Here is a 20,717-nt window from a genome sequence, read left to right on the forward strand (position 1 = left end):
TAATTTTTAAACATAAGGACCCTTCTTTCTGTATAATTTGGTTGTGGTGACTTAATTTTATCAGAAGTGGTCCTTATTTTTTATGAAAAAATGTAAAGCGTGTGAAATTTTACTGATGGTAAAATTTCACACGCTTTTTAATTTAGAGGTGGGTTTTGTCCCAGCCTCTTTTTTATAGGATGTCACATGTCATGTAAAGCGTTCTACTAATTCATACATGCGCTCTGCCTCTGTATGCAGCTCCTGTGAGGAGTGCATGATAGACGTAACGGCTGACTTTTGTTCATCAATGGATGCATTAATTTGCTCTGTTGCAGCAGCAGATTCTGTGGCCACGCTTGCTATTTCGTTAATAGCATGAATGACCACTACACGATTTTCTGCCATTTCACTCATACCCTCATTAAGAGAAACAAGGTGCTCGGTTATGTCTTGAATAGAATCGGCTAGGAAAGTAAAAGCTCCTTTTACTTCTGTAATCGACATTGCCTGACTTTGTGAAAGTTGAAGAGTGTGTATCATTTTTGTATCTGAATTGACCGTATCTATCTCAATGCGCTGTAATAGATTTTTAACGCGATTAGTAGCTTCATTTGTATCCTCTGATAAATTTCGTACTTCTTCTGCTACTACAGCAAATCCTTTACCATGTTCACCTGCACGAGCTGCTTCGATACTTGCATTTAGCGCTAATAAATTTGTTTGCTCTGAAATGGAAGTTATTGTTTGTACGACTTGATGAATTTCTTTCATCTGGCTTGTTAAACTTGAAAAATTAGTTCTTAACTCTTCGATTACTTGCGTGAATTCATGAGAATTTTGCAGTAATAGATCTACTTTTTGTCTACCATTTTCTTGTGATTGATTAATAGTATTCATATTTTCGGTAATGTCATTATATTTACTTGTAGCATTGGAAATCAGAGATGATAGTGTTTCCACTTTACTACTAGCCATTTCAGCCTCCTCTGCTTGCACAACAGCCCCTTTAGAAATGTCGTTGATAGCTTGATGGATTTCATCAGCTGAGGCGGTCGTTTCCTCTGTAATCGCACTAAGCATTTCTGAAGAAACTCTCATTTGGGAGGCACTGTCCTTTGTATTGTTGACCATCTCATGCAAGCTTTGCTTCATATCATTGACATTCTTCGCTAGTGTGCCAAGCTCATCCTTTGTCGTAACGGGGATGTCCTCTCCCGTGAGCTTACCTTGCGCAATATCCGATGTGATCACCATAATTTTTCGTATGTAGGCGGTCATCTGTCCAGAGAAGAACCAAAAAAGCACGACACCAATTATAGTAGCTAGCATGGTTGTACCAAGTGTGTAAACTAAAACATTTTTAGTGCCTGCATTAAAATCCATTTCATATGTACCAGCCGCGATGATCCATCCCCAATGCTTGTCCATTTCAACATAAGTAATTTTTGGAGCAACAATATCTGGATTGGAGGGTAGTGCCCAGTAATACCGCACATATCCGCCACCTGCTTGTGCCGTTTCAATCATTTCCTTTACAAAATAACGTCCATCACTCGTTTGTAAATCGGATATATTTTGACCTTCAAGAGAGGGGTGAGTTTCAACCATACCATTATCCTTAAAGGCATAGAAATAAAAATTATCACCGTATTTTACAGGGTTATCGATAGATCGCCTTTGATCTTCAATTTTATTCCCAACAATCTGTGTTCTGGCACTTTCCTGTGCTTCTTCTAACGTTAATTTTCCATTTTGAACCTGGCCATCTAATTGTGCAATTAATTCAAGTATACCTAGAGTGCCATTCTTAAGACTTTGTCTACCTACCTGATCCATCTCGCCTTTTGCTACAAAATAATTCACTGTTCCAACCAGCACTGTAGATATGAGAATAACAATAATAGCTAAAGCGACCAACTTATTACGCACTGATTTAATCATAGAAAAGACCTCCGTTCCTCTAAAGTAATACAGTATAGTTATAGTATAATATAAAATTATCTAATAAAATAGAAAATTCTGATAATAAATAGAATATTTTGTTTTGTATTGTAGGCACGGTGTTTATAAAGAAATGGGGTAATGAAATGATCAAAAAAACCCCACTTCAGATTGTTCTATCCTGAAGTGAGGTTATAACGTATTAGTACACTTTATCTCCATTGAAGATAGAGTTTTTCACGATTACATAATCAACATTTCGAATAGCATCTAGCTTTGTGCCACCTGCATAAGAAATAGAAGATTGTAAGTCTTGCTGCATTTCAATTAATGTATCTTTAATGCTTCCTTTATGCTCAACATACATTTTCTTTCCTTCGACGTTTTTACGTTCGCCTTTTTGGAATTCTGAAGCAGAGCCGAAGTATTCTTTTACCTTTTTACCATCGACTTCGATTGTTTGACCAGGTGACTCTTCGTGACCCGCGAATAAAGAACCGATCATCACCATTGAAGCGCCAAAACGTACAGACTTAGCAATATCACCGTGTGTACGAATACCACCATCAGCAATAATTGGCTTTGTAGCAGCTTTTGCACACCAGCGAAGTGCAGCTAACTGCCAGCCACCTGTACCAAAGCCTGTTTTAATTTTAGTAATACAAACTTTACCTGGTCCAATTCCAACCTTTGTCGCATCAGCCCCAGCGTTTTCAAGCTCACGTACAGCTTCTGGTGTTCCCACGTTACCAGCAATAACAAAGCTATTTGGTAAGTGTTTTTTAATATGCTGAATCATACGAATAACAGCATTAGAATGACCATGTGCAATATCGATTGTAATGAAATCAGGTACTAAATTTGTAGCTGCTAATTCTTCAATAAACACATATTCTTCTTCTTTTACACCAACGCTAATAGAAGCAATTAGACCACTGCCATGCATGTCTTGAATAAAGTTGATACGTGCTTCTGGTTGGAAGCGGTGCATGATATAAAAGTAACCGTTTTCAGCAAGCTTCTTAGCAAGAGTTTCATCTATAATTGTTTGCATATTAGCAGGTACTACAGGAAGTTTAAAAGTATGTCCTCCTAAAGTAACGGAAGTATCACATTCTGAACGGCTTTCTACGATACATTTTGCGGGAATTAGTTGAATATCTTCATAGTCAAATACGTTATCCATTATATACACTCCTAAAATACGAATATTTTTAAAGATTTATTTTAAATTGTTCGCCATTTGGTAATTTACATGATTTTTGAGGAAATGTCAAAGCTTTTGCTAAAATAAATAAAAAATTTGAAGATAAGGCTATATTTCTTATGTTATAGATGAATTATTTATCTTTTAGTTTGTGTTATGATTTATAATCCATGTACAATATAATTGTTTCAAAAAATGTCAAGGGAGTGTTGGAAATGGCGGTAGAGGTATATTTAATTTTTAACGGAAATTGTCGAGAAGCTGTAGCGTTTTACGAAGATGCTTTTAGTACGGACAAGGCTGAAATTATGACATTTGGGGATTCACCACAAAACCCTGATTATCCATTACCAGAGGAAGCAAAAGATCTTGTTATGCATACACGACTTTCCGTATTCGGTAGTAGAATTATGTTCTCAGATACATTTCCAGGCTCACCATATGCGGTTGGAAACAACGTTACATTAGCAGTTGTTTCTGATGATGAAGAGCAGATGCGAAAAGCATTTGATAAGCTTAAAGATGGTGGGAAAGTTGTTATGGAGCTTCAAGAAACTTTTTGGAGTAAATGTTACGGCTCCCTTACAGATAAATTTGGTGTAGAGTGGCAGTTTAGCCATGAGGTAAATGAATAATTAATACAATTCAAAGCACGGTGATCATTCACCGTGCTTTATTTTTAGTAATGAAAACGATTGACATAGCCCTGTAATTCATCCGCCATATCGAGTAATGCTTTAGAAGATGATGCGATTTCCTGCATCGAGGACAATGTTTGTTCAGTTGAAGCGGCTACTTCTTCAGATGCTGTTGCATTGAGTTTAGCATGATCCGACAGTTCAATGGCCGTTGCCGAAACCTCTTCCACTACAGCAGACATTTCCTGAGCAGAAGCCGATATATCCTCCATTTTAGGAGCAATGTTTCGTAAGCTCTCAATAATACTTATAAATTTCTTCTTTGTGTCCTCAGACAGCTGTAAGCCCTCTTGGACATCTGTAGAAGCCTTCATCATGGTTTGAACAGATTTAGCCGTATCTTGTTGAATGCCTGTAATTAGCGTGGCAATTTGCTCTGCTGATTGATGAGATTGTTCTGCCAATTTACGTACTTCATCTGCCACAACTGCAAAGCCTTTGCCATTTTCGCCAGCTCGTGCTGCCTCAATCGCTGCATTCAATGCAAGAAGATTTGTTTGGTCTGAAATATTACTAATAATCTCGATGATGGAGCCTATTTCTTTTGTACGATCGAATAGTGATTTAATCATGCTATCAGACTGTGCTACAGATTCATTGATGGATACCATTTGATTCACCGATTGTTCGACAGATTGTCCACCCTCCACTGCTAAATGGATAGCCTGACTGGATAGATCAGAGACTTGTAGTGCACTATCTGCTACCTCTACAACTCCTTTTGCAATTTCCTCTATGGAAATTGCATTTTGATCGATTCCTGTTGTTTGTTTTTCTGTACTTATAGCTACTTGCTGCATTGCCTCTGTCACTTGTTCAGAAGCAGCGATATTCTGCTCAGCATTTGCTGAAAGACCTTGTGCAGCAGTTTGAACATGCTGAGAGCTTTGATCAACATTGCGAATGAGCTTTTTTAAGTTTACTTTCATGGAGACAAATGCCTCACCAAGCTGTCCAATTTCATCCTTCGTATGAATATCAATATATTCCGTTAAATCCCCATCACTTATTTTTAGTGCGCTCTGCTGTAATCGCTTAATAGGGCTAACAATGGATTTAATCATAGCAAGCATAAAAATAATGCCAACAATAATAGAAACTGCAATGATTAGTAGGGTGATATTAAGTGTTGCTGAGGCAGCATCTGTAGCCTCTACGGTAAACATTGTTCCGATAACCTTCCATCCTGTCAGTTCGTTTGTCTCAAAGCGTAAATGTTGGTTTTTTTCAATAATGATGCCTTCCTGTTGTTCATAAACCTTGGATATATATTTTTCTGTAGCTTCGGTTCCACTTTCTTTATCCCTTTGTGCTACATATAGCTGATTACTATCCAGTATGGCCGCAAAGCCAGTTTTCCCAATACGTGTATCATCTGTTAGTGCACTTAGCACAGAGATATTTAAATCTAAGGCAATAACACCTGAATCATCAGGGAGAGCTTGCATAACGGTCACTACTATATTATTTGTAGATTTTGATAGATAAGGAGAAGTGATTGACGCATGTCCCTTGTTTTCAATCGCTTCCGTATACCAAGGTCGAACACGCGGATCATAATCGCTAGCATACTCATGGACAGGTGCATCAATCATGCCACCATCTGCAGTACCTATATAAAGCAATTCTACCTCAGGGTGTGTATGAACGTATTCTTGGAAAAGGTTATTCAATTCCTGACGATTCTCTGGCTGTAAATGAGATAGATTTAACTTTTTTGCAAAATATTCAATATCATATACTTTAGGCGCAATCATATTTGTAATATTGGTATTAAGCATTCTGACACTTTCCATAGCACTTGCTTGTTGCTCATTTAAAATTTGACTTTTAGTACTTTTAAAGGAGGTATAGCCGATCATAAGTGCAGGAACGAGAAGGATGACTAAAAATGCAAAGATGAGTTTCTTTCTTAAACTAAGTTGTTTCATAGGGTATTCCTCCTTAATATGTCATGATTAGTTTGTAGATCATGGGACAACGAAGGCTAATAATGGTTGTACATGGAATTAGTCTTTGTTGTAATCTGATTCTAAGAGGAAAAGAGAGAATAATCAACATAATTTTCTGAAAAATCTGGAAAATAAAGTTAGGTTTTGGTGATATTTAAAGAAAAATGTCCTATTTTGTAGTTTTAGACAAAAGAAAAATCTGGGCTCCATGAAGTGCTGAACCCAGATTTTTAAATGAGGTACCTTAATAGTGAAAACGATTTACATGACCCTGTAATTCATCAGCCATATCAAGTAACGTTTTAGCAGCAGAAGCTATGTCCTGCATGGAGGATAAAGTTTGTTCAGTTGAAGCTGCAACTTCCTCTGTAGTTGCTGCATTTAATTTAGCATGGTCTGATAGTTCAATGGCTGTAGCAGAGACTTCCTCCACGACTGCTGACATTTCTTGAGCAGAAGCCGAAATATCCTCCATTTTTGGTGCGATGTTTCGAAGGCTTGCAATAATATTCGCGAATTTTTTATTCGTTTCCTCCGTTAGTTGTAAGCCATCTTGGACATCTGAAGATGCTTTTACCATTGTTTGTACAGATTTAGCGGTATCTTGTTGAATCGTCGTAATGAGTGCAGAAATTTGGTCTGCTGAGTGATGTGATTGCTCTGCTAATTTTCGAACTTCATCAGCCACTACGGCAAAGCCTTTTCCATGCTCTCCTGCTCTTGCTGCCTCTATAGCCGCATTCAGCGCAAGTAAATTTGTTTGGTCGGAAATCGCACTAATCATTTCCAAAATATAGCCAATTTCTTTTGTGCGATCATAAAGTGTCTTAATCATTATATCTGATTGTGTAACAGACTCATGAATCGAATTCATCTGCCTAACGGTTTGTTCGACAGCTTGCCCGCCTTCCTCTGCCAATTGGATAGCATGGCTAGAAAGATCAGATACCTGCATAGAGCTATCTGCAACTTCCACAACCCCTTTAGCAATTTCCTCCACGGAAATCGCATTTTGGTCAATAGCAGTAGTTTGTTTCTCTGTACTGATAGCCATCTGTTGTACGGCGTCAGCAACCTGCTCAGAGGCAGCAATATTTTGCTCAGCATTTGCAGATAAATCTTGAGCGGATGTTTGTACATGCTGTGAGCTTTGGTCCACGTTGCGAATCAATTTTTTCAAGCTCACCTTCATAGAGATAAAGGCTTCACCAAGTTGTCCAATTTCATCCTTGGAATGAATGTCTATAAACTCAGTTAAATCGCCTTCACTAATTTTTAATGCGCTATGTTTCAGCTTATTAATTGGATTAACAACAGATTTAATCATAAAGAGCATGAAAATCACACCAACTACAATTGAGGCAACAATGATTATTAAGTTGATATTTAATGTGGAGGCAGCTGCTTTTGCTGCTTCTGTGGTAAACATTGTTCCAATAACCTTCCAACCTGTAAGCTCATTAGTAACAAACTGTAAATGACGATCTCTTTCAATAATCGTCCCGTTTTCTTGTTCATAAACTTTCGCGATATAGTTTTCTGTTGCCTCAGTACCACTTTCCGTATCAGGCTGAGCAATATAGATTTTATTGTTATCTAAAAGAGAGGCATAGCCCGTTTCGCCGATGCGTATTTCATTCGTAATGTCACTTAATGTAGAAATATTTAAATCTATTCCTATTACACCTGAACCATCTGGTAGAGCTTGAGTGATGGTAATGACAATATCGTCTGTAGATTTTGAAACATAAGGTGCGGTAATTGAGACTTGGCCATTATTTTCTAAAGCCTGCTTATACCAAGGTCTTGTACGAGGGTCAAAGTCATCCGCATACACTTGGACAGGTTCATCCAGTAGTTTCCCGTCAGCAGTACCAATATAAATAAGGTCAACTTCAGGGTGCATATTCACATATTCCTGTAGAAGGGATTTAAGCTCAGGAATTTTATTTTCCTGCAAATAAGATTGATTAAACTTTTTTGAGAAATATTCCACATCTTTCAATTTTGGTTCAATCGTGTTCGTAATATTGGTATTAAGTATGCGCACGCTTTCAGTTGCACTAGCATGCTGTTCTTCTGAAATTTGCTTTTCAGCGCTTTGGTACGACACTATTCCAATTAACAGTGTTGGAATGAGAAGCATTGCTAAAAACGAAAAAATAAGCTTTTTTCTTACACTTAGTTGTTTCACTTGTATTATCCTCACATAACATTTTTTATTCTATACTTTTCCCTATAAGGTAAATAATTCTCATTCTAACAGAAATAAAGTAAAAGGTAAGCCCTAATAGATATTATTATCAATTTTTAGAAATTTCTCTAAACAGATTTGTTAGAAGCTATATAATGCTTTGATTTGTTGTATACTAAATTCATAAAAGAGGAGGGAATAGAGTCATGATTCATCAAATTGGACAAGTCATGTTATATGTTAACGACCAAGATGCTGCAGTGAAATTTTGGACAGAAAAAGTAGGGTTTATTATTAAAAACGAGCAGGAAGAGGCGGGAATGCGTTGGATTGAAATTGCACCGTCGAAGGAAGCTCAAACATCCTTTGTGCTACACAATAAAGAAATCATTGCTAAAATGCAGCCAGAATTAAATTTAGGAACACCCTCTATTATGTTTTACGCTGACCACATTGAAGAAATGTATCAGGATTTTCAGGCAAAGGGCATTAAAGTGGGCGATTTAGTCATGATGCCAATGGGTAGAGTTTTTAATTTTGCTGATCCAGAAAACAATTACTTTGCATTAGTTGAAAAATAATAATAAATGAATGAATCTGCTTATTTTTGTCGTGAAGTAGGCGAAAATAAGCAGATTCCTGTTTAATATCTTCTTATATAAATGTGAGTTAGCCCTCTATGGTAAATCTTCTCCGAAAATACTAACCGTTTGTCGATCTACTACAAATTCGTGGCCATCCCATTTTAATATATTTTCCACATATCCTAAGCCATCAGCATGGTACCTACCCGCAATCTCTTGATACGCTAAAATTTCATAGGTCCCATCCCGATCATAATCAACAGGGTATAATCCGCTAATTGGGTCAACCCAGCCTTCAATCGGTTGCTTTAATGTCCCATCTGGATGATAGATTTCTGCTAAATATTCTGGGCCTTTATATTGTAGATCAAGTATATATTTTTTTGCAGGAGCCTTACTTTGAACAACTGCCTTATAGTTGTTGGCATAATTGACAGTATATTGGAGCTTAGTATTAAATGATTCTGTGTCAAAAATGGAATGCACCTGATTATTCGTAGAGGAGAATATTTCCCCGTTAATAATTCCTCCGCTACCTCCTGTATCAGAAATAACCATGATATCCTCAATATGATTACCAGTAAAATCTCCTAGAAAAATGGTTGGGTGATAGCCCACATTTTCTTTTAGTGGGATTTGTTCAATTCGCCCTGTTTGCCCATAAAAAATGGTTAAGGTTATGTTTTCCCATAATGGGCTACCAGGCCTTTGAGTCCCCATTAAAAAAATAGTTTCAAAGAAGCCATCCCCATTAATATCTCCAAATTTAGTTTGAATAACCTGTGGTGCTAAATGGGATGCGATGCCCGTACCTTGCGGAGAATTTATGTTATTAGTCATATATACACCTCTCTCATAGTCTTAGCATATGTTGTAAACAAAGCTTGGTGCATAAAAATTCGAATAGGTCTAAACCATATTAAACAGACAAAAAAACTTGAATTTCACCCATTGACATTTTTAAAGGTGATAAGTAATATAAATGTCAACGAATCAGAAAATTCAGTACCACATGTTATCTCACTACAAATTTGTAGCGCGGGATTTTTTTTATTATTAATCCTTAGTAAATATATAAGATTTATATATATTGGGAAGAAGGAGATTTTTTGAAGAAATTATTTGTTAAAACGGAGCAACAACGATTTTGGTTAGATAAGTTAGAAGCCATCTCAAGTCCTATAAAGGCCGAGGCAGCTGAGGTAGATGAACAATCTCGTTTCCCGTTCGAAGCACATCGACTACTCCAGCAAATTGGTTATCCGCAACTCACTTTACCGAAACAATATGGAGGAGAGGGCCTATCAGTCTATGACATGGTGCTTATACAAGAAACATTAGCAAGCTATGACGAGAATGCCTCGCTCTCCCTCGGATGGACATTAGGCGTTGTTGGCGAAATATATGACACAAAATTATGGACGGAGGATTTATTAACGGCATTCGCGGAGGAAATAAAGAAAGGTGCCATGATTAATAGGGCTGTAAGTGAAGCAGCAACTGGGAGCCCAACACGTGGGGGGAGACCAGGGACAAATGCTGTGTCTATAAAAGATGGATGGCGCATAAATGGACGCAAAATCTTTACTACAGCTTCGCCAGTGTTAGATTATTTTCTCACTTCGGCTTGGATTGAAGAGAAGCAACAAATTGGGTTCTTCCTCATCCATAAAGATTCAATAGGATTATCCATTGAGGAAAATTGGGAAATGTCTGCCATGCGAGGTACTAGCAGCCATGATCTCGTATTAAATGATGTCGTTGTGGCTAAAGATCACTTAGTCGAATTACCGAGCCATGCTAGTGGCGGTAAAATAAATGGCTGGATTCTACATATCCCGGCCACATATTTAGGCATTGCACAAGCTGCCCGTGACTATGCCGTACATTTCGCTAATCATCATCAGCCTAATAGCTTGAATGCCCCGATTAGTACATTACCAAATGTTCAACAGCTTTTAGGAGACATTGAGTTAAAGCTTCATCAAGCACGCTTTGTCTTATATGGGGTAGCTGAGGCATACGATGATCCGGCAAGACGCGCCATTTTAACAAATGAAATGGCTGTTGCTAAACATACCGTAACGAATATCGCAATTGACATTGTTGATAAGTCGATGCGTGTAGTCGGGGCGAAAAGCTTACAATTGTCAAATCCGCTACAGCGCTATTATCGAAACGTACGTGCGGGGCTTCATAACCCACCAATGGATGATATGACCATAATTAAATTAGCAACGGCTGCTATCGAACAGCAGAAATTAAATGACCATCAATAATAATGTGGATAATAAGGAGAAATGTTACATGAAGAAGAATAAGATATTTCAATTTGCCGCGATTGGATTAGCTTCCATCGCACTTTTAGCGGGCTGTAATTCTGGAGAATCAGCTGATAAGAATTCAGATGAAGGTAGCGAAGTTCGTACAGTCAAAGTTGCCTATGATCAGGCCTCAAAGCCTATTAGTTATATAGACGATAATGGAAATCCAACAGGTTATGACGTAGAGGTAATGAAATTAGTAGATGAATTATTACCAGACTATCAATTTGAATATGTAGGAACGACAAGTGATGATTTATTAATTGGTGTAGAGCAAGGGAAATATCAGGTAGGGGTGAAAAACGCATTCTTTACACAGGAACGTACAGAGAAATTTATTTTCCCAAAGGAATTTTTAGGGTTAAGTAGTGCAGGCCTAGTATTACGTAAAGAGGATGAAGGGATAAAGACATTAGCTGATTTTGCGAAAAAGGGCTATTCGTTGGCACCTATTGCAGCTAATAATGCGCAATACACAATTATTGATGAATATAATACGGCCAACCCTGACAATAAAGTAAAGCTTCAAGCGGGTGACGCATTTACAGTTGACGTTGTGCAGTGGGTAAATGAAGGACGTGTCGATGGTGGCGTTATGATTGAAGGACCATTTAAACAGCAAGTGCTTGCAGAAGATGGACCCTATAATAACTTAAAAGATGAAGTAGTCTATAATGAATTTTCTGTGATTAAAACATGGCCTCTTTTCAATAAAAAGGAACAAGAATTTGCGGATGCTTACGATAAAGCCATCGCTCAAATTAAAGAACAGAAGAAAACAAACGAATTGAGCACGAAATTCTATGGCCGTGATTTATTTGAAGTGTTGGAAACGGTTAATCGTTAATTTAAAGCATATTGACCATTATTAGGACTGTTGAGGCTGGCACGCTCAGCAGTCTTTATTCATAAAATAAAAGTTGGTGAGGAAATGGATAAATACTTTGACGCGACCTATATTTGGAGCGCGATCCCCGTCTTATTACCGTTTTTAAAAATCACGTTTTTAGTTGCAGGGTCCTCTATAGTCTTAGGCACAATATTTGGCTTATTACTAGCGGCAGCTAAGCTCTCTTCTGTCAAGCTATTACGAAGATTAGCGAACCTGTATACGACGATTATGCGATGTACACCATCTATTGTTTTATTATTTCTTGTCTATTATGGTGTGCCCGCATTAGCTGAAAACTTTGGTCTCAATCTCCATTCCATTGAAACAGCTATTTTCGTGGTAGTAACATTCACATTACAATTTGCAGCAATTATGTCAGAGGTGATGCGATCGGCTTATTTAGCCATTCCGAAAGGGCAGTTTGAAGCGGCTGTTAGTGTAGGGTTAACGCCCATACAAGCCTACCGAAGAATTATTTTCCCCCAGGCACTTGTCGTTGCATTACCGAACTTTGGAAATGGCATGATTGCTTTATTACAGGAGGGTGCCTTGGCCTATACAATTGGATTAATTGATATTGTAGGGAAGGCCAATTTAATTATAGCTAGTAATATTAATGCGCATGCCTTAGAGATTTATATCGCCTTGGCTATTATTTATTGGGTATTATCTATTATTATTGAAAAGATATTTGCTATATTAGAAAAGATATTTGGTAGGGGTAAAAAGACCTTAGAAACAACATAAGGAGGCGTAACCATGAATTATCAATTTTTACTTGAAACATTTTTCGTTGCACTATCAGGTGTTCCCATCGCACTCCTTGTCACAGTTGTTGCTTTGTTCATTGCGCTTCCACTAGGATTTTTACTGGCGTTAACGAGGATAAATAAAATTCCAGTTATACATCATTTAGCAAAGATCTACGTATCCTTTGTGCGAGGAACACCAATTATTATACAAATCTTTATTATTTATAGTAGTATTCCGCTTATGTTAAGAATTATTTTTGAAAAATATCAAATTCCATATGATATATATAAAATCAATCCAATATGGTATGCATTTATTGTGTTTGCATTCAGTTCAACAGCTATATTAATAGAGGTATTTCGTTCTGCATTAAGTACCATTGAAAAGGGACAATTGGAGGCAGCATACTCAGTAGGTTTGACAACATTCCAAGCGTATACCCGAATCATTATTCCACAAGCATTAGTTGTTGCGCTTCCAAATATTTGTACAGCGACAGTCAATTTGATAAAAGCAACTTCTTTAGGGTACGCAATGTCTCTACCTGAAATTACCTTGAAGGCAAAGGTAGCTGCAAATGTCGGCTACAATTACGTGGAAGCCTATCTGGATATCTTTATTGTGTATTTAATTTTATGTAGCACAGTCGAATACTTGTTCAAGCGTTATGAAAAATATTTAAGCAAATACAAAGCGGCAAATGCCTAAGGGGTGAATGAGCATGTTAGAAATTAAAAATATTCATAAATCATTTGGTGAAAATGAAATTTTAAAGGGTGTAGATTTAGCTATCGATCAAGGTGATGTAGTCGTTATTCTAGGTCCTAGTGGCTCAGGAAAAACAACATTATTACGCTGTATCAATTTTTTAGAGAAAGCGGATCAAGGACATGCGACATTTGGAGATATTGAAGTGGATTTTCAACATGTAAAGAAAAAAGACGTACATGCAATTCGCCAGCGTGTGGCATTTGTCTTCCAAAACTATAATCTTTTCACGAATAAAACGGCATTAGAAAATGTCACAGAAGGGCTAATTATTGGACGAAAAGTTCCTAAGACAGAGGCAGTGGAAATTGGCAAAAGGGCTCTTGATAAAGTAGGCTTATCTGAAAAATACGACGCATATCCAAGTCAGTTATCGGGAGGTCAGCAACAACGGGTAGGGATTGCAAGGGCGGTAGCGTTGAATCCAGATATTATTTTATTCGATGAGCCAACGTCTGCACTTGACCCCGAACTAGTAGGCGAGGTACTACAGGTCATGAAAAATATTGCAGCTGAGGGGACAACAATGCTTGTGGTGACGCATGAAATGGGTTTTGCAAAGGACGTAGCAAACCGTGTTATCTTCATGGATGGAGGAGTTGTCGTAGAGGAAGGTAGTCCTCATGATATTTTTGTTAGCCCGAAAGAAGAGCGGACGAAGAAATTTTTAAAACGTGTCATTCCAGAAGACTATACGTTCTATATATAACGAGGATCATTTCCATTCGGACTAAGCTCCATGTATACAGGGGTGTCGTCTGGAGCTTTGTAGCCCTGAATGGAAATCACTTCGTGCATGCAACACTTCCCTATCATTGAAGGAAGTACGTTAATTTATTGATGGAATAAATGTGTAACTCATGCATAGCTCTCGTACAGGCTGTATAGAAATAGTTACGTTCTGTTTCTCGTGAATAGTTGGCGGCTGATGCATTATAAATCAGGACCGCGTCAAATTCGATCCCCTTTGCCATATAAGCAGGAAGTAATAATATCCCCTTTTTAAATTGCTTAGTATTGTGTGTAATAAGTTGAATATCAACGTGATGGCTTAATTGTTCAAACACTGCTGAGCATTCCGCTGCAGTTTTACAAATAACAGCGATCGTTTCAAATTTATGAGATAGGTCGTTGATGCTCTGAATAATTTGTTTATTTAACTCCAACTCATTTGGCAATATTGTAATCGAAGGTTCTAGACCATTTCGGTTAAACGCCTCTACTTCACTACCATCATTTAAAATTTTAGCCGTGAGCTGAATGATTTGCTTTGTTGAACGATAGCTTTTCGTTAAAATCATCTTTTCGGCCTGCTCACCATACAATTGAGGGTCAAGCAGTGAAGGATTATCAAAGGTATGCGGATGTATGGTTTGATGGCTATCGCCTAAAATTGTCATACGCGCTTTAGGGAATAACTGCTGTAAGACGGTTAGTTGGAATGGTGAATAATCTTGTGCTTCATCAATTAGTACATGGCGAATTGTTGTATTTGTTTGCTGACCTTCAATTTTATCCTGTAAATATAAAAACGGGGCTGCATCTTCATAAGCAATTAATCGTTTTGCTAAATTAGGAAGGGTGTTTTGGCAAATATCCTCCCAATTGTCTGGGACAAGCTGCTGAAAGTCTTGATTGAGAGTATTAGATATATCAAAGAGTTGACGATAGGTACCTAATATATGAAGGAACCTTAATTGATTGACAGAGTTTCGTAAAGGTTTAAAATGCTTTTTTACAATTTGGCGCGCTAATTTTTTGCGTTCATGATCAAAATCATCAAATGAGTTTTCTGTATAGCGTCCCTCATATAAGAGCTCACTGTAAGACTTGGAGTAGTCTTCCTTGTCTAATAGCTCAGTTGCTTCTTCTACCCAATCCTTCGTACGCTCAGCTCTTTCAATTTTCGTTAATTGCTGTAATAACCATTCCTTCACTAATTGTAGGCGGTTTGGTATCGACATGGAGGATGGGAACGAATAAAAGTATTCCGTAATTTCCTGTGCAGTAATAATTCGTTCTCCACGAAAAACAATATTTTTAAATAATAAGCCTTTGTTCGACAAATAACTTACATATTGGTCGATCAATTGCTTGTAAGTCAGGCTTGCTTTAAATGAAATGCTATTTAATTTTGTTACATATTGAGCTTCATCTTTTTCTGTTAATAGATCTTCAAGCTGCTCATAAGGGTATTCTAATTGGAACTGACGACCTAAACGTTTTTCAGCATATTCAATAAACGTTAGTTGTTGCATATTGTCTTCACCTAAATCAGGTAGGACAGTATGGACATATTGATTAAAAAGCTGGTTAGGCGTGATTAATAAAATTTGATCTGCTGTCATTTCATTACGATATCGGTATAATAAATAAGCCACTCGTTGGAGTGCAACGGCCGTTTTACCACTACCCGCAACACCCTCTACTATGAGGTAACGTGAGTGGATATGGCGAATAATTTTGTTTTGTTCCGCTTGAATGGTGGCAACGATACTGCGAATATGTTCGTTTGCATTTTGTGCAAGGATATCGAGCAATAAGTCATCACCAATGGTTAAGCCGGTATTAAACATGGATTGTAGCTGACCATTTTTAATAATAAATTGCCGTTTAAGCAGCATCTCACCGTGAATATCCTCCGTTGTAGTTTCGTAGGAAGCTTCACCAGGAGTGCAATCATAATACATACTGGAAATGGGTGCACGCCAGTCATAAATGATGATGTTTTCATCTTGCTCATCCAAAAGTGTGGCAACACCTATATAAATTTTTAGAGGTTCAGAATGCTCACTTTGTAAAAAATCGATTCGTGCAAAATAGGGTGACTGCTGTAAACGTTCATAAACCTTCACATTTCGAATGGCCCTTTGCTGTGCAAGTTCTGAATCTGAAAGTAGCTCTACTTGTTGTTTAATAGCAAAAAATGTTTCATCAACATCCTCAGCAGTATCTAAATTGACTCTGACATCGTTCCAGAAAGTTTTCTTAATGGCGACAGCATTTTCTTTAAAGCCCTTTTCTTGAAGCAGTAATTCCTTCATTTTGGCATCAATGATATTTAAACAATGCTCAAGGTGCTGCTTTTCTTCCATCCACTCATGTTGATTTTCCAATGTCTACTCACATTCCTCTCCATAGTTATTATCTTCGCTCGGCATGAACCCTTATCTATATAGATGGTGGGATGTAGGTAATTGTGATTCCTTTTCAATGGCTGAACACTGATCCTTTGAATAACTCGAAAGTCCTCAAACGTAATTATCTCAAGGAGATTTAGTATGGTGATTGAATCAGGAAATTTATCATACATCTACTTCAGCAAGAAGTATAGTCTAGTAATTTTTGTAAATTCATGATACAATAATGGTGTAAGGTAATAAAATATTGATATGCATAGACTGCTCTACGAAAAGGTGGAGCAGTCTTTTTTATATGTAGAAAAGTCCGGAATTATTCCTGTTTTTATAGAAATGAGTATTAATTACGTGTCCTTTTAGTAGAAATGTATTTATTTGAATTATCAAAATATATTGACATTTTATATTCTATTTTTTATTCTTGAGTATAAAGTTTCCGTTAATCGGAATGATTTTCCGTGTAACGGAAAAATAGAGGTATAATCATTTGCCTAATTGCTATGTTGTCTATGTCTCGGTTTAAAGAATAATAAATAGTAGGGGGAGACGGTTATGGTAAACCTGCATCAAGAAAAAAAAGAAGATGAACCACGTATAAAGGGAATTAATGCATTTGTATTAATGTTTATTATTATTTTAGTGATGTCGCTATTAACGTATATTTTACCAGCGGGACAGTATGAAAGAGTTGAGAGTAATGGGAGAATGGTTGTTGATCCAGAATCCTTTCAATACATAAGCTCCAATCCTGTTGGCTTCCTTGAAATATTTAATAGTGTGCATTTGGGGATGCTTGAGGGTGCTCCCATCATTTTATTTGTCTTTCTATTTGGTGGAGCTTTAGGGATCATGCAAAAAACGGGTGCTATTGATTCGTTTATTAAAGTGATGGCCTCTAAGTTTGGGAAAAAGGAGTACGTATTAATCCCTATTCTCGTATTAATATTTGCTAGTTTAGGAACATTAATTGGCTCTGCAGAGGATACGCTAGTATATATAGCCATCATTATCCCTTTAACAATGGCACTGGGTATGGATGCAATGACAGGCTTTGCAATCGTTATGCTCGGTACATTAGCAACGGGCTTTACATCGGGCATTACAAACCCTTTTAACATTGGTGTCGCTCAAACAATTGCGGAGCTTCCAATGTATTCAGGGATGTCATATCGAATAGTCGTGTTTGCCGTTTTTTATATTTTGACAGTCCTTTTTATATATAGACATGCTAAAAAAGTGAAAAGCGACCCATCGAAAGGGATTTATGGAAAGTTTAATCCGGAGGAAAGCATAAAGATTGATCTGGACTTTAAAATAAGTACACGACATTTACTAGCATTACTCGTACTATTAGTTAATTTTGTTGCATTAATTGTAGGGGTAATAAAGTTCCAATGGTATATAAGTGAAATTGGCGGCATCTTTTTATTGAGTAGTATTATTATGTCTATTATATGTAAGATTGGACCGAATAAAATGGCTGAAGGTTTTATTATGGGAGCTCGAGATATGGTAGAAGGAGCTCTAATCATTGGATTTGCCCAAACCATTTTAGTAATTACGACGAATGGAGGATTAATTGATACTATTCTGCATTTTGTTTCTAATGCCGTAAGTGTTCTACCAGCTTCTATCAATGCAGTAGGGATGTTTTTACTGCAGCTTTGCTTAAATTTCTTAGTACCATCTGGAAGTGGACAAGCAGCGTTAACAATGCCGATTATGACACCCTTAGCAGATTTAATTGGTGTAACTAGGCAAACTGCAGTGCTGGCTTTCCAATTTGGTGATGGTATTTCAAATATGGTTATTCCAACGAGTGGGGTTTTATTAGCAGGATTAGCAATCGCAGGTATCCCATTTTCAAAATGGGTTAGATGGGTATTTCCTTATTTCCTTATACAGACAAGCTTAGCCATTGTCTTATTAGTCATTGCACATCTCATAAACTATGGACCATTTTAATAATATATCAAATAGTAGGAGTGATTAGATTGGTAGAAACAATTGATTTAAAACAACAGGTAATAAAATGGCGTCAGCATTTGCATATGTATCCAGAATTATCACATCAGGAGTATGAGACAGCCCGATATATTTATAATCAACTAGTAACCTTTCCACATTTAGAGGTGAAGCGTTTAACAGAGACGAGTGTATGCGCATTTTTAAAGGGGACGAAAACAGAAAATAAGGGGCATACCATTTTACTACGAGCTGATATTGATGCATTGCCGATTGAAGAAGAAACGGATTTACTTTTTAAATCAACCAATCCTGGAGTCATGCATGCGTGTGGTCATGATGCCCACCCAGCGATGCTACTTGGTGCAGCAAAAGCATTGGCTGAGCGTGGGACAGATTTTTGTGGAGAAATTCGTTTTGTTTTTCAGCATGCTGAAGAGGTGACGCCTGGAGGAGCTGCTCAACTAGTAGCCCTAGGAATTGTAGAAAATGTCGATTATGCCTTTGCTCTACATGTGAGCCCTGATTATGAGGTAGGACAATTTGCTATGAAAGATGGTAAATTTACTGCAGCAGCCGATGATTTTGAAATTAAAATCTACGGTCGAGGCGGCCATGCGTCTACACCAGAGGTCGCTATAGATCCATTACTTATTGGTTCTGAAATAGTTGTAGCTCTGCAAACAATTGTGTCACGTAAAGTACCAAGTACACATGCGCCTGTTTTAACGGTGGCAAAATTTCATTGTGGAACGGCCTTAAATATTATTGCAGATACAGCAGAGCTTGGTGGAACGATTCGTTCACTAGATTCTACGATTCGTGTAGATGCGCGAAAACATTTAGAAAAGATAGCTACAAGTATTGCTTCCATGCACGGTGCAAAGGTAGAAATTAAATGGGAGCTAGGATGTCCCTCTGTTACAAATGATAAAGAGTTAACAGCGTTATCTCGCCGTATAGCGGGAGAGATTGTGGGAGATACAGGTGTGAAGGAGTTACCTGGACCAATGTTTGGTACTGAGGATTTCGCAGATTTTTCAGAAGTTGTTCCTTCATCGATGCAATTTATAGGGGTACATAACGAAGAGTTTGGAGAAGCGTACCCATTACACCATCCTCGTTTTAAAATTGATGAAGAAGCTCTAATTTATGGTGTTCGTTACTTTGAAAATATTGCACGAACACTATGTCCATAAGGGTGAAGTAAGCTAAAAATAATTCATATAGAAGGCATGAGTGCGATTTAGTACATGACTCGTGCCTTTTAAATTGCTTGTAAGGATATATTGAAAAGCACTAAAGGATTGTTTATCTTATACGATATAGAAACTGGAAGGGAGGTGAGAAGAGATGAAGGTAATTTTCACAGTTGGATTACCTGGAAGTGGAAAAAGTACATTTGTGAAGCAGCTTGCGAAAAGAGAAAATGCTGTTGTTCTTTCTAGTGACGCTATACGTCAGGAGTTATTTGGTGACGCAACAAAACAGAAATCACGTCAGGTCTTTCGTACATTATATGAGCGTCTTAATGACCTTGTGGCAAAGGGTTATACGGTCATTGTAGATGCTACCAATATCGAACGGGAGCGGAGGATATTTGCACTACGTAAATTGCCAAGCTCGGTTAGGAAGGAATGCTATTATTTTGACACGCCCTATTCCATATGTGTAGCTAGAAACCAACAACGAAAGAGAAATGTACCGTTAGTGGTAATGGAAAAAATGAGCAAGCATTTAGAATTTCCGACGGCGGGAGAAGGGTTTGATGAAGTGCATATCGTACATGAATCTAGCCCCTATGCAATTTCCCAACAACAATTTATTTCGCTTATTCAACGTGAGCCCAATTATGAGGAGCTTTTTCAAACACTTCGAGCAATCCCACTTTTTAAAGAGATTTATCATTTCAATCAAGAAAATCCACATCACCAATTCCTATTATGTCAGCATACTTATTTTGTCTTTGCCTATATCAATGAATACTATTCGGAAAGTGATAAGCTGGCATTACAAATAGCAGCATTATTCCATGATGTGGGTAAGCCATTTTGTAAGAAGTATAAACCGTTGCAACAACGATTTGGCTATTTTGGCCATGAAAATGTATCGGCACAGAGGGCTTGTCATTTTTTATTGGAATTGGGCTTTGAAGAGGATTTTGTTTTAAAGGTCGTCTATTTAGTGCAATTCCATATGCTAATCCAGTATGGTGGCGATCAAGGGGGAAGTGAAATTTATCATTTATTAGATGGGGATTTATTAACAAAGCTTTACTTTTTCCGTGAAGCCGACCAATTTGCTAAATAAACAGAAA

The 20,717-nt window shown here is 37.5% G+C and carries 16 protein-coding genes; 10 read left to right on the forward strand and 6 right to left on the reverse strand.

Annotated elements, in window-relative coordinates; genetic code table 11:
• Positions 1 to 189 precede the first annotated feature (189 nt).
• Both PI85_RS16915 and guaC read right to left on the reverse strand, forming a co-directional pair.
• A complete protein-coding gene (locus PI85_RS16915; RefSeq protein ID WP_200886582.1) occupies positions 190 to 1,923 on the reverse strand; it encodes a methyl-accepting chemotaxis protein in 1,734 nt (577 codons plus the stop codon).
• Between the two features lie 202 nt (positions 1,924 to 2,125).
• The gene (gene guaC / locus PI85_RS16920; RefSeq protein ID WP_036121753.1) at positions 2,126 to 3,109 is read right to left on the reverse strand and encodes a GMP reductase; all 984 of its coding nucleotides are present in this window, start codon (positions 3,107 to 3,109) and stop codon (positions 2,126 to 2,128) included.
• Between the two features lie 236 nt (positions 3,110 to 3,345).
• On the opposite strand from guaC, the gene PI85_RS16925 reads away from it, so the two are divergent.
• On the forward strand, positions 3,346 to 3,765 hold the full coding sequence (locus tag PI85_RS16925) for a VOC family protein (protein WP_025116510.1): 420 nt from the start codon (positions 3,346 to 3,348) through the stop codon (positions 3,763 to 3,765).
• 44 nt (positions 3,766 to 3,809) lie between these two features.
• On the opposite strand, the gene PI85_RS16930 is transcribed toward PI85_RS16925, so the two are convergent.
• Together PI85_RS16930 and PI85_RS16935 are read right to left on the reverse strand one after the other, a co-directional pair.
• Positions 3,810 to 5,759, reverse strand: a complete 1,950-nt coding sequence (locus tag PI85_RS16930; RefSeq protein ID WP_036121750.1) for a methyl-accepting chemotaxis protein — start codon at positions 5,757 to 5,759, stop codon at positions 3,810 to 3,812.
• 265 nt (positions 5,760 to 6,024) lie between these two features.
• A complete protein-coding gene (locus tag PI85_RS16935; protein WP_036121748.1) occupies positions 6,025 to 7,974 on the reverse strand; it encodes a methyl-accepting chemotaxis protein in 1,950 nt (649 codons plus the stop codon).
• 206 nt (positions 7,975 to 8,180) lie between these two features.
• On the opposite strand from PI85_RS16935, the gene PI85_RS16940 reads away from it, so the two are divergent.
• The gene (locus PI85_RS16940; protein ID WP_036121745.1) at positions 8,181 to 8,555 is read left to right on the forward strand and encodes a VOC family protein; all 375 of its coding nucleotides are present in this window, start codon (positions 8,181 to 8,183) and stop codon (positions 8,553 to 8,555) included.
• 96 nt (positions 8,556 to 8,651) lie between these two features.
• Here the strand turns inward: PI85_RS16940 and PI85_RS16945 are convergent, their stop codons facing one another.
• Positions 8,652 to 9,398 carry a hypothetical protein gene (locus tag PI85_RS16945; protein ID WP_036121743.1) on the reverse strand — a complete coding sequence of 249 codons (747 nt, stop codon included), beginning with the start codon at positions 9,396 to 9,398 and terminating at the stop codon, positions 8,652 to 8,654.
• Between the two features lie 269 nt (positions 9,399 to 9,667).
• On the opposite strand from PI85_RS16945, the gene PI85_RS16950 reads away from it, so the two are divergent.
• The 5 genes from PI85_RS16950 to PI85_RS16970 all read left to right on the forward strand — a co-directional run bounded on the left by PI85_RS16950 (position 9,668) and on the right by PI85_RS16970 (position 14,004).
• Complete coding sequence (locus PI85_RS16950; protein ID WP_036121740.1) at positions 9,668 to 10,837, forward strand: acyl-CoA dehydrogenase family protein; 1,170 nt, start codon at positions 9,668 to 9,670, stop codon at positions 10,835 to 10,837.
• A 28-nt stretch (positions 10,838 to 10,865) separates the two neighbouring features.
• Positions 10,866 to 11,729: a transporter substrate-binding domain-containing protein gene (locus tag PI85_RS16955; protein WP_036121738.1), complete on the forward strand. Its 864-nt coding sequence runs from the start codon at positions 10,866 to 10,868 to the stop codon at positions 11,727 to 11,729.
• Between the two features lie 84 nt (positions 11,730 to 11,813).
• Positions 11,814 to 12,521, forward strand: a complete 708-nt coding sequence (locus PI85_RS16960) for an amino acid ABC transporter permease (RefSeq protein ID WP_036121735.1) — start codon at positions 11,814 to 11,816, stop codon at positions 12,519 to 12,521.
• Positions 12,522 to 12,533: 12 nt separating this feature from the next.
• Complete coding sequence (locus PI85_RS16965; RefSeq protein WP_036121732.1) at positions 12,534 to 13,235, forward strand: amino acid ABC transporter permease; 702 nt, start codon at positions 12,534 to 12,536, stop codon at positions 13,233 to 13,235.
• Between the two features lie 13 nt (positions 13,236 to 13,248).
• Entirely contained in the window at positions 13,249 to 14,004 is a 756-nt protein-coding gene (locus PI85_RS16970; RefSeq protein ID WP_008180632.1) for an amino acid ABC transporter ATP-binding protein, read from the forward strand.
• A gap of 103 nt (positions 14,005 to 14,107) precedes the next feature.
• Here PI85_RS16970 and helD read toward each other — a convergent pair whose 3' ends face one another.
• Positions 14,108 to 16,411, reverse strand: a complete 2,304-nt coding sequence (gene helD / locus PI85_RS16975) for an RNA polymerase recycling motor HelD (RefSeq protein WP_036121729.1) — start codon at positions 16,409 to 16,411, stop codon at positions 14,108 to 14,110.
• A gap of 576 nt (positions 16,412 to 16,987) precedes the next feature.
• On the opposite strand from helD, the gene PI85_RS16980 reads away from it, so the two are divergent.
• The 3 genes from PI85_RS16980 to PI85_RS16990 all read left to right on the forward strand — a co-directional run bounded on the left by PI85_RS16980 (position 16,988) and on the right by PI85_RS16990 (position 20,710).
• The gene (locus tag PI85_RS16980; protein WP_036121727.1) at positions 16,988 to 18,400 is read left to right on the forward strand and encodes a YfcC family protein; all 1,413 of its coding nucleotides are present in this window, start codon (positions 16,988 to 16,990) and stop codon (positions 18,398 to 18,400) included.
• Between the two features lie 20 nt (positions 18,401 to 18,420).
• Entirely contained in the window at positions 18,421 to 19,599 is a 1,179-nt protein-coding gene (locus tag PI85_RS16985; RefSeq protein WP_327062276.1) for an amidohydrolase, read from the forward strand.
• Positions 19,600 to 19,753: 154 nt separating this feature from the next.
• Positions 19,754 to 20,710 (forward strand): AAA family ATPase, encoded by a 957-nt coding sequence (locus PI85_RS16990; RefSeq protein WP_036121724.1) that lies wholly within the window; start codon positions 19,754 to 19,756, stop codon positions 20,708 to 20,710.
• Positions 20,711 to 20,717: the final 7 nt, after the last annotated feature.

The organism is Lysinibacillus sp. A1 (genome assembly GCF_000801965.1).
In the GTDB taxonomy this organism is placed as follows: Bacteria; Bacillota; Bacilli; order Bacillales_A; family Planococcaceae; genus Lysinibacillus; species Lysinibacillus fusiformis.

Bases quoted from the DNA above. Each gene is read 5' to 3' on its own strand.
- PI85_RS16915 (WP_200886582.1), bottom strand. From the start codon at position 1,923: ATGATTAAATCAGTGCGTAATAAGTTGGTCGCTTTAGCTATTATTGTT.
- guaC (WP_036121753.1), bottom strand. From the start codon at position 3,109: ATGGATAACGTATTTGACTATGAAGATATTCAACTAATTCCCGCAAAA.
- PI85_RS16925 (WP_025116510.1), top strand. From the start codon at position 3,346: ATGGCGGTAGAGGTATATTTAATTTTTAACGGAAATTGTCGAGAAGCT.
- PI85_RS16930 (WP_036121750.1), bottom strand. From the start codon at position 5,759: ATGAAACAACTTAGTTTAAGAAAGAAACTCATCTTTGCATTTTTAGTC.
- PI85_RS16940 (WP_036121745.1), top strand. From the start codon at position 8,181: ATGATTCATCAAATTGGACAAGTCATGTTATATGTTAACGACCAAGAT.
- PI85_RS16945 (WP_036121743.1), bottom strand. From the start codon at position 9,398: ATGACTAATAACATAAATTCTCCGCAAGGTACGGGCATCGCATCCCAT.
- PI85_RS16955 (WP_036121738.1), top strand. From the start codon at position 10,866: ATGAAGAAGAATAAGATATTTCAATTTGCCGCGATTGGATTAGCTTCC.
- PI85_RS16960 (WP_036121735.1), top strand. From the start codon at position 11,814: ATGGATAAATACTTTGACGCGACCTATATTTGGAGCGCGATCCCCGTC.
- PI85_RS16965 (WP_036121732.1), top strand. From the start codon at position 12,534: ATGAATTATCAATTTTTACTTGAAACATTTTTCGTTGCACTATCAGGT.
- PI85_RS16970 (WP_008180632.1), top strand. From the start codon at position 13,249: ATGTTAGAAATTAAAAATATTCATAAATCATTTGGTGAAAATGAAATT.
- PI85_RS16980 (WP_036121727.1), top strand. From the start codon at position 16,988: ATGGTAAACCTGCATCAAGAAAAAAAAGAAGATGAACCACGTATAAAG.
- PI85_RS16990 (WP_036121724.1), top strand. From the start codon at position 19,754: ATGAAGGTAATTTTCACAGTTGGATTACCTGGAAGTGGAAAAAGTACA.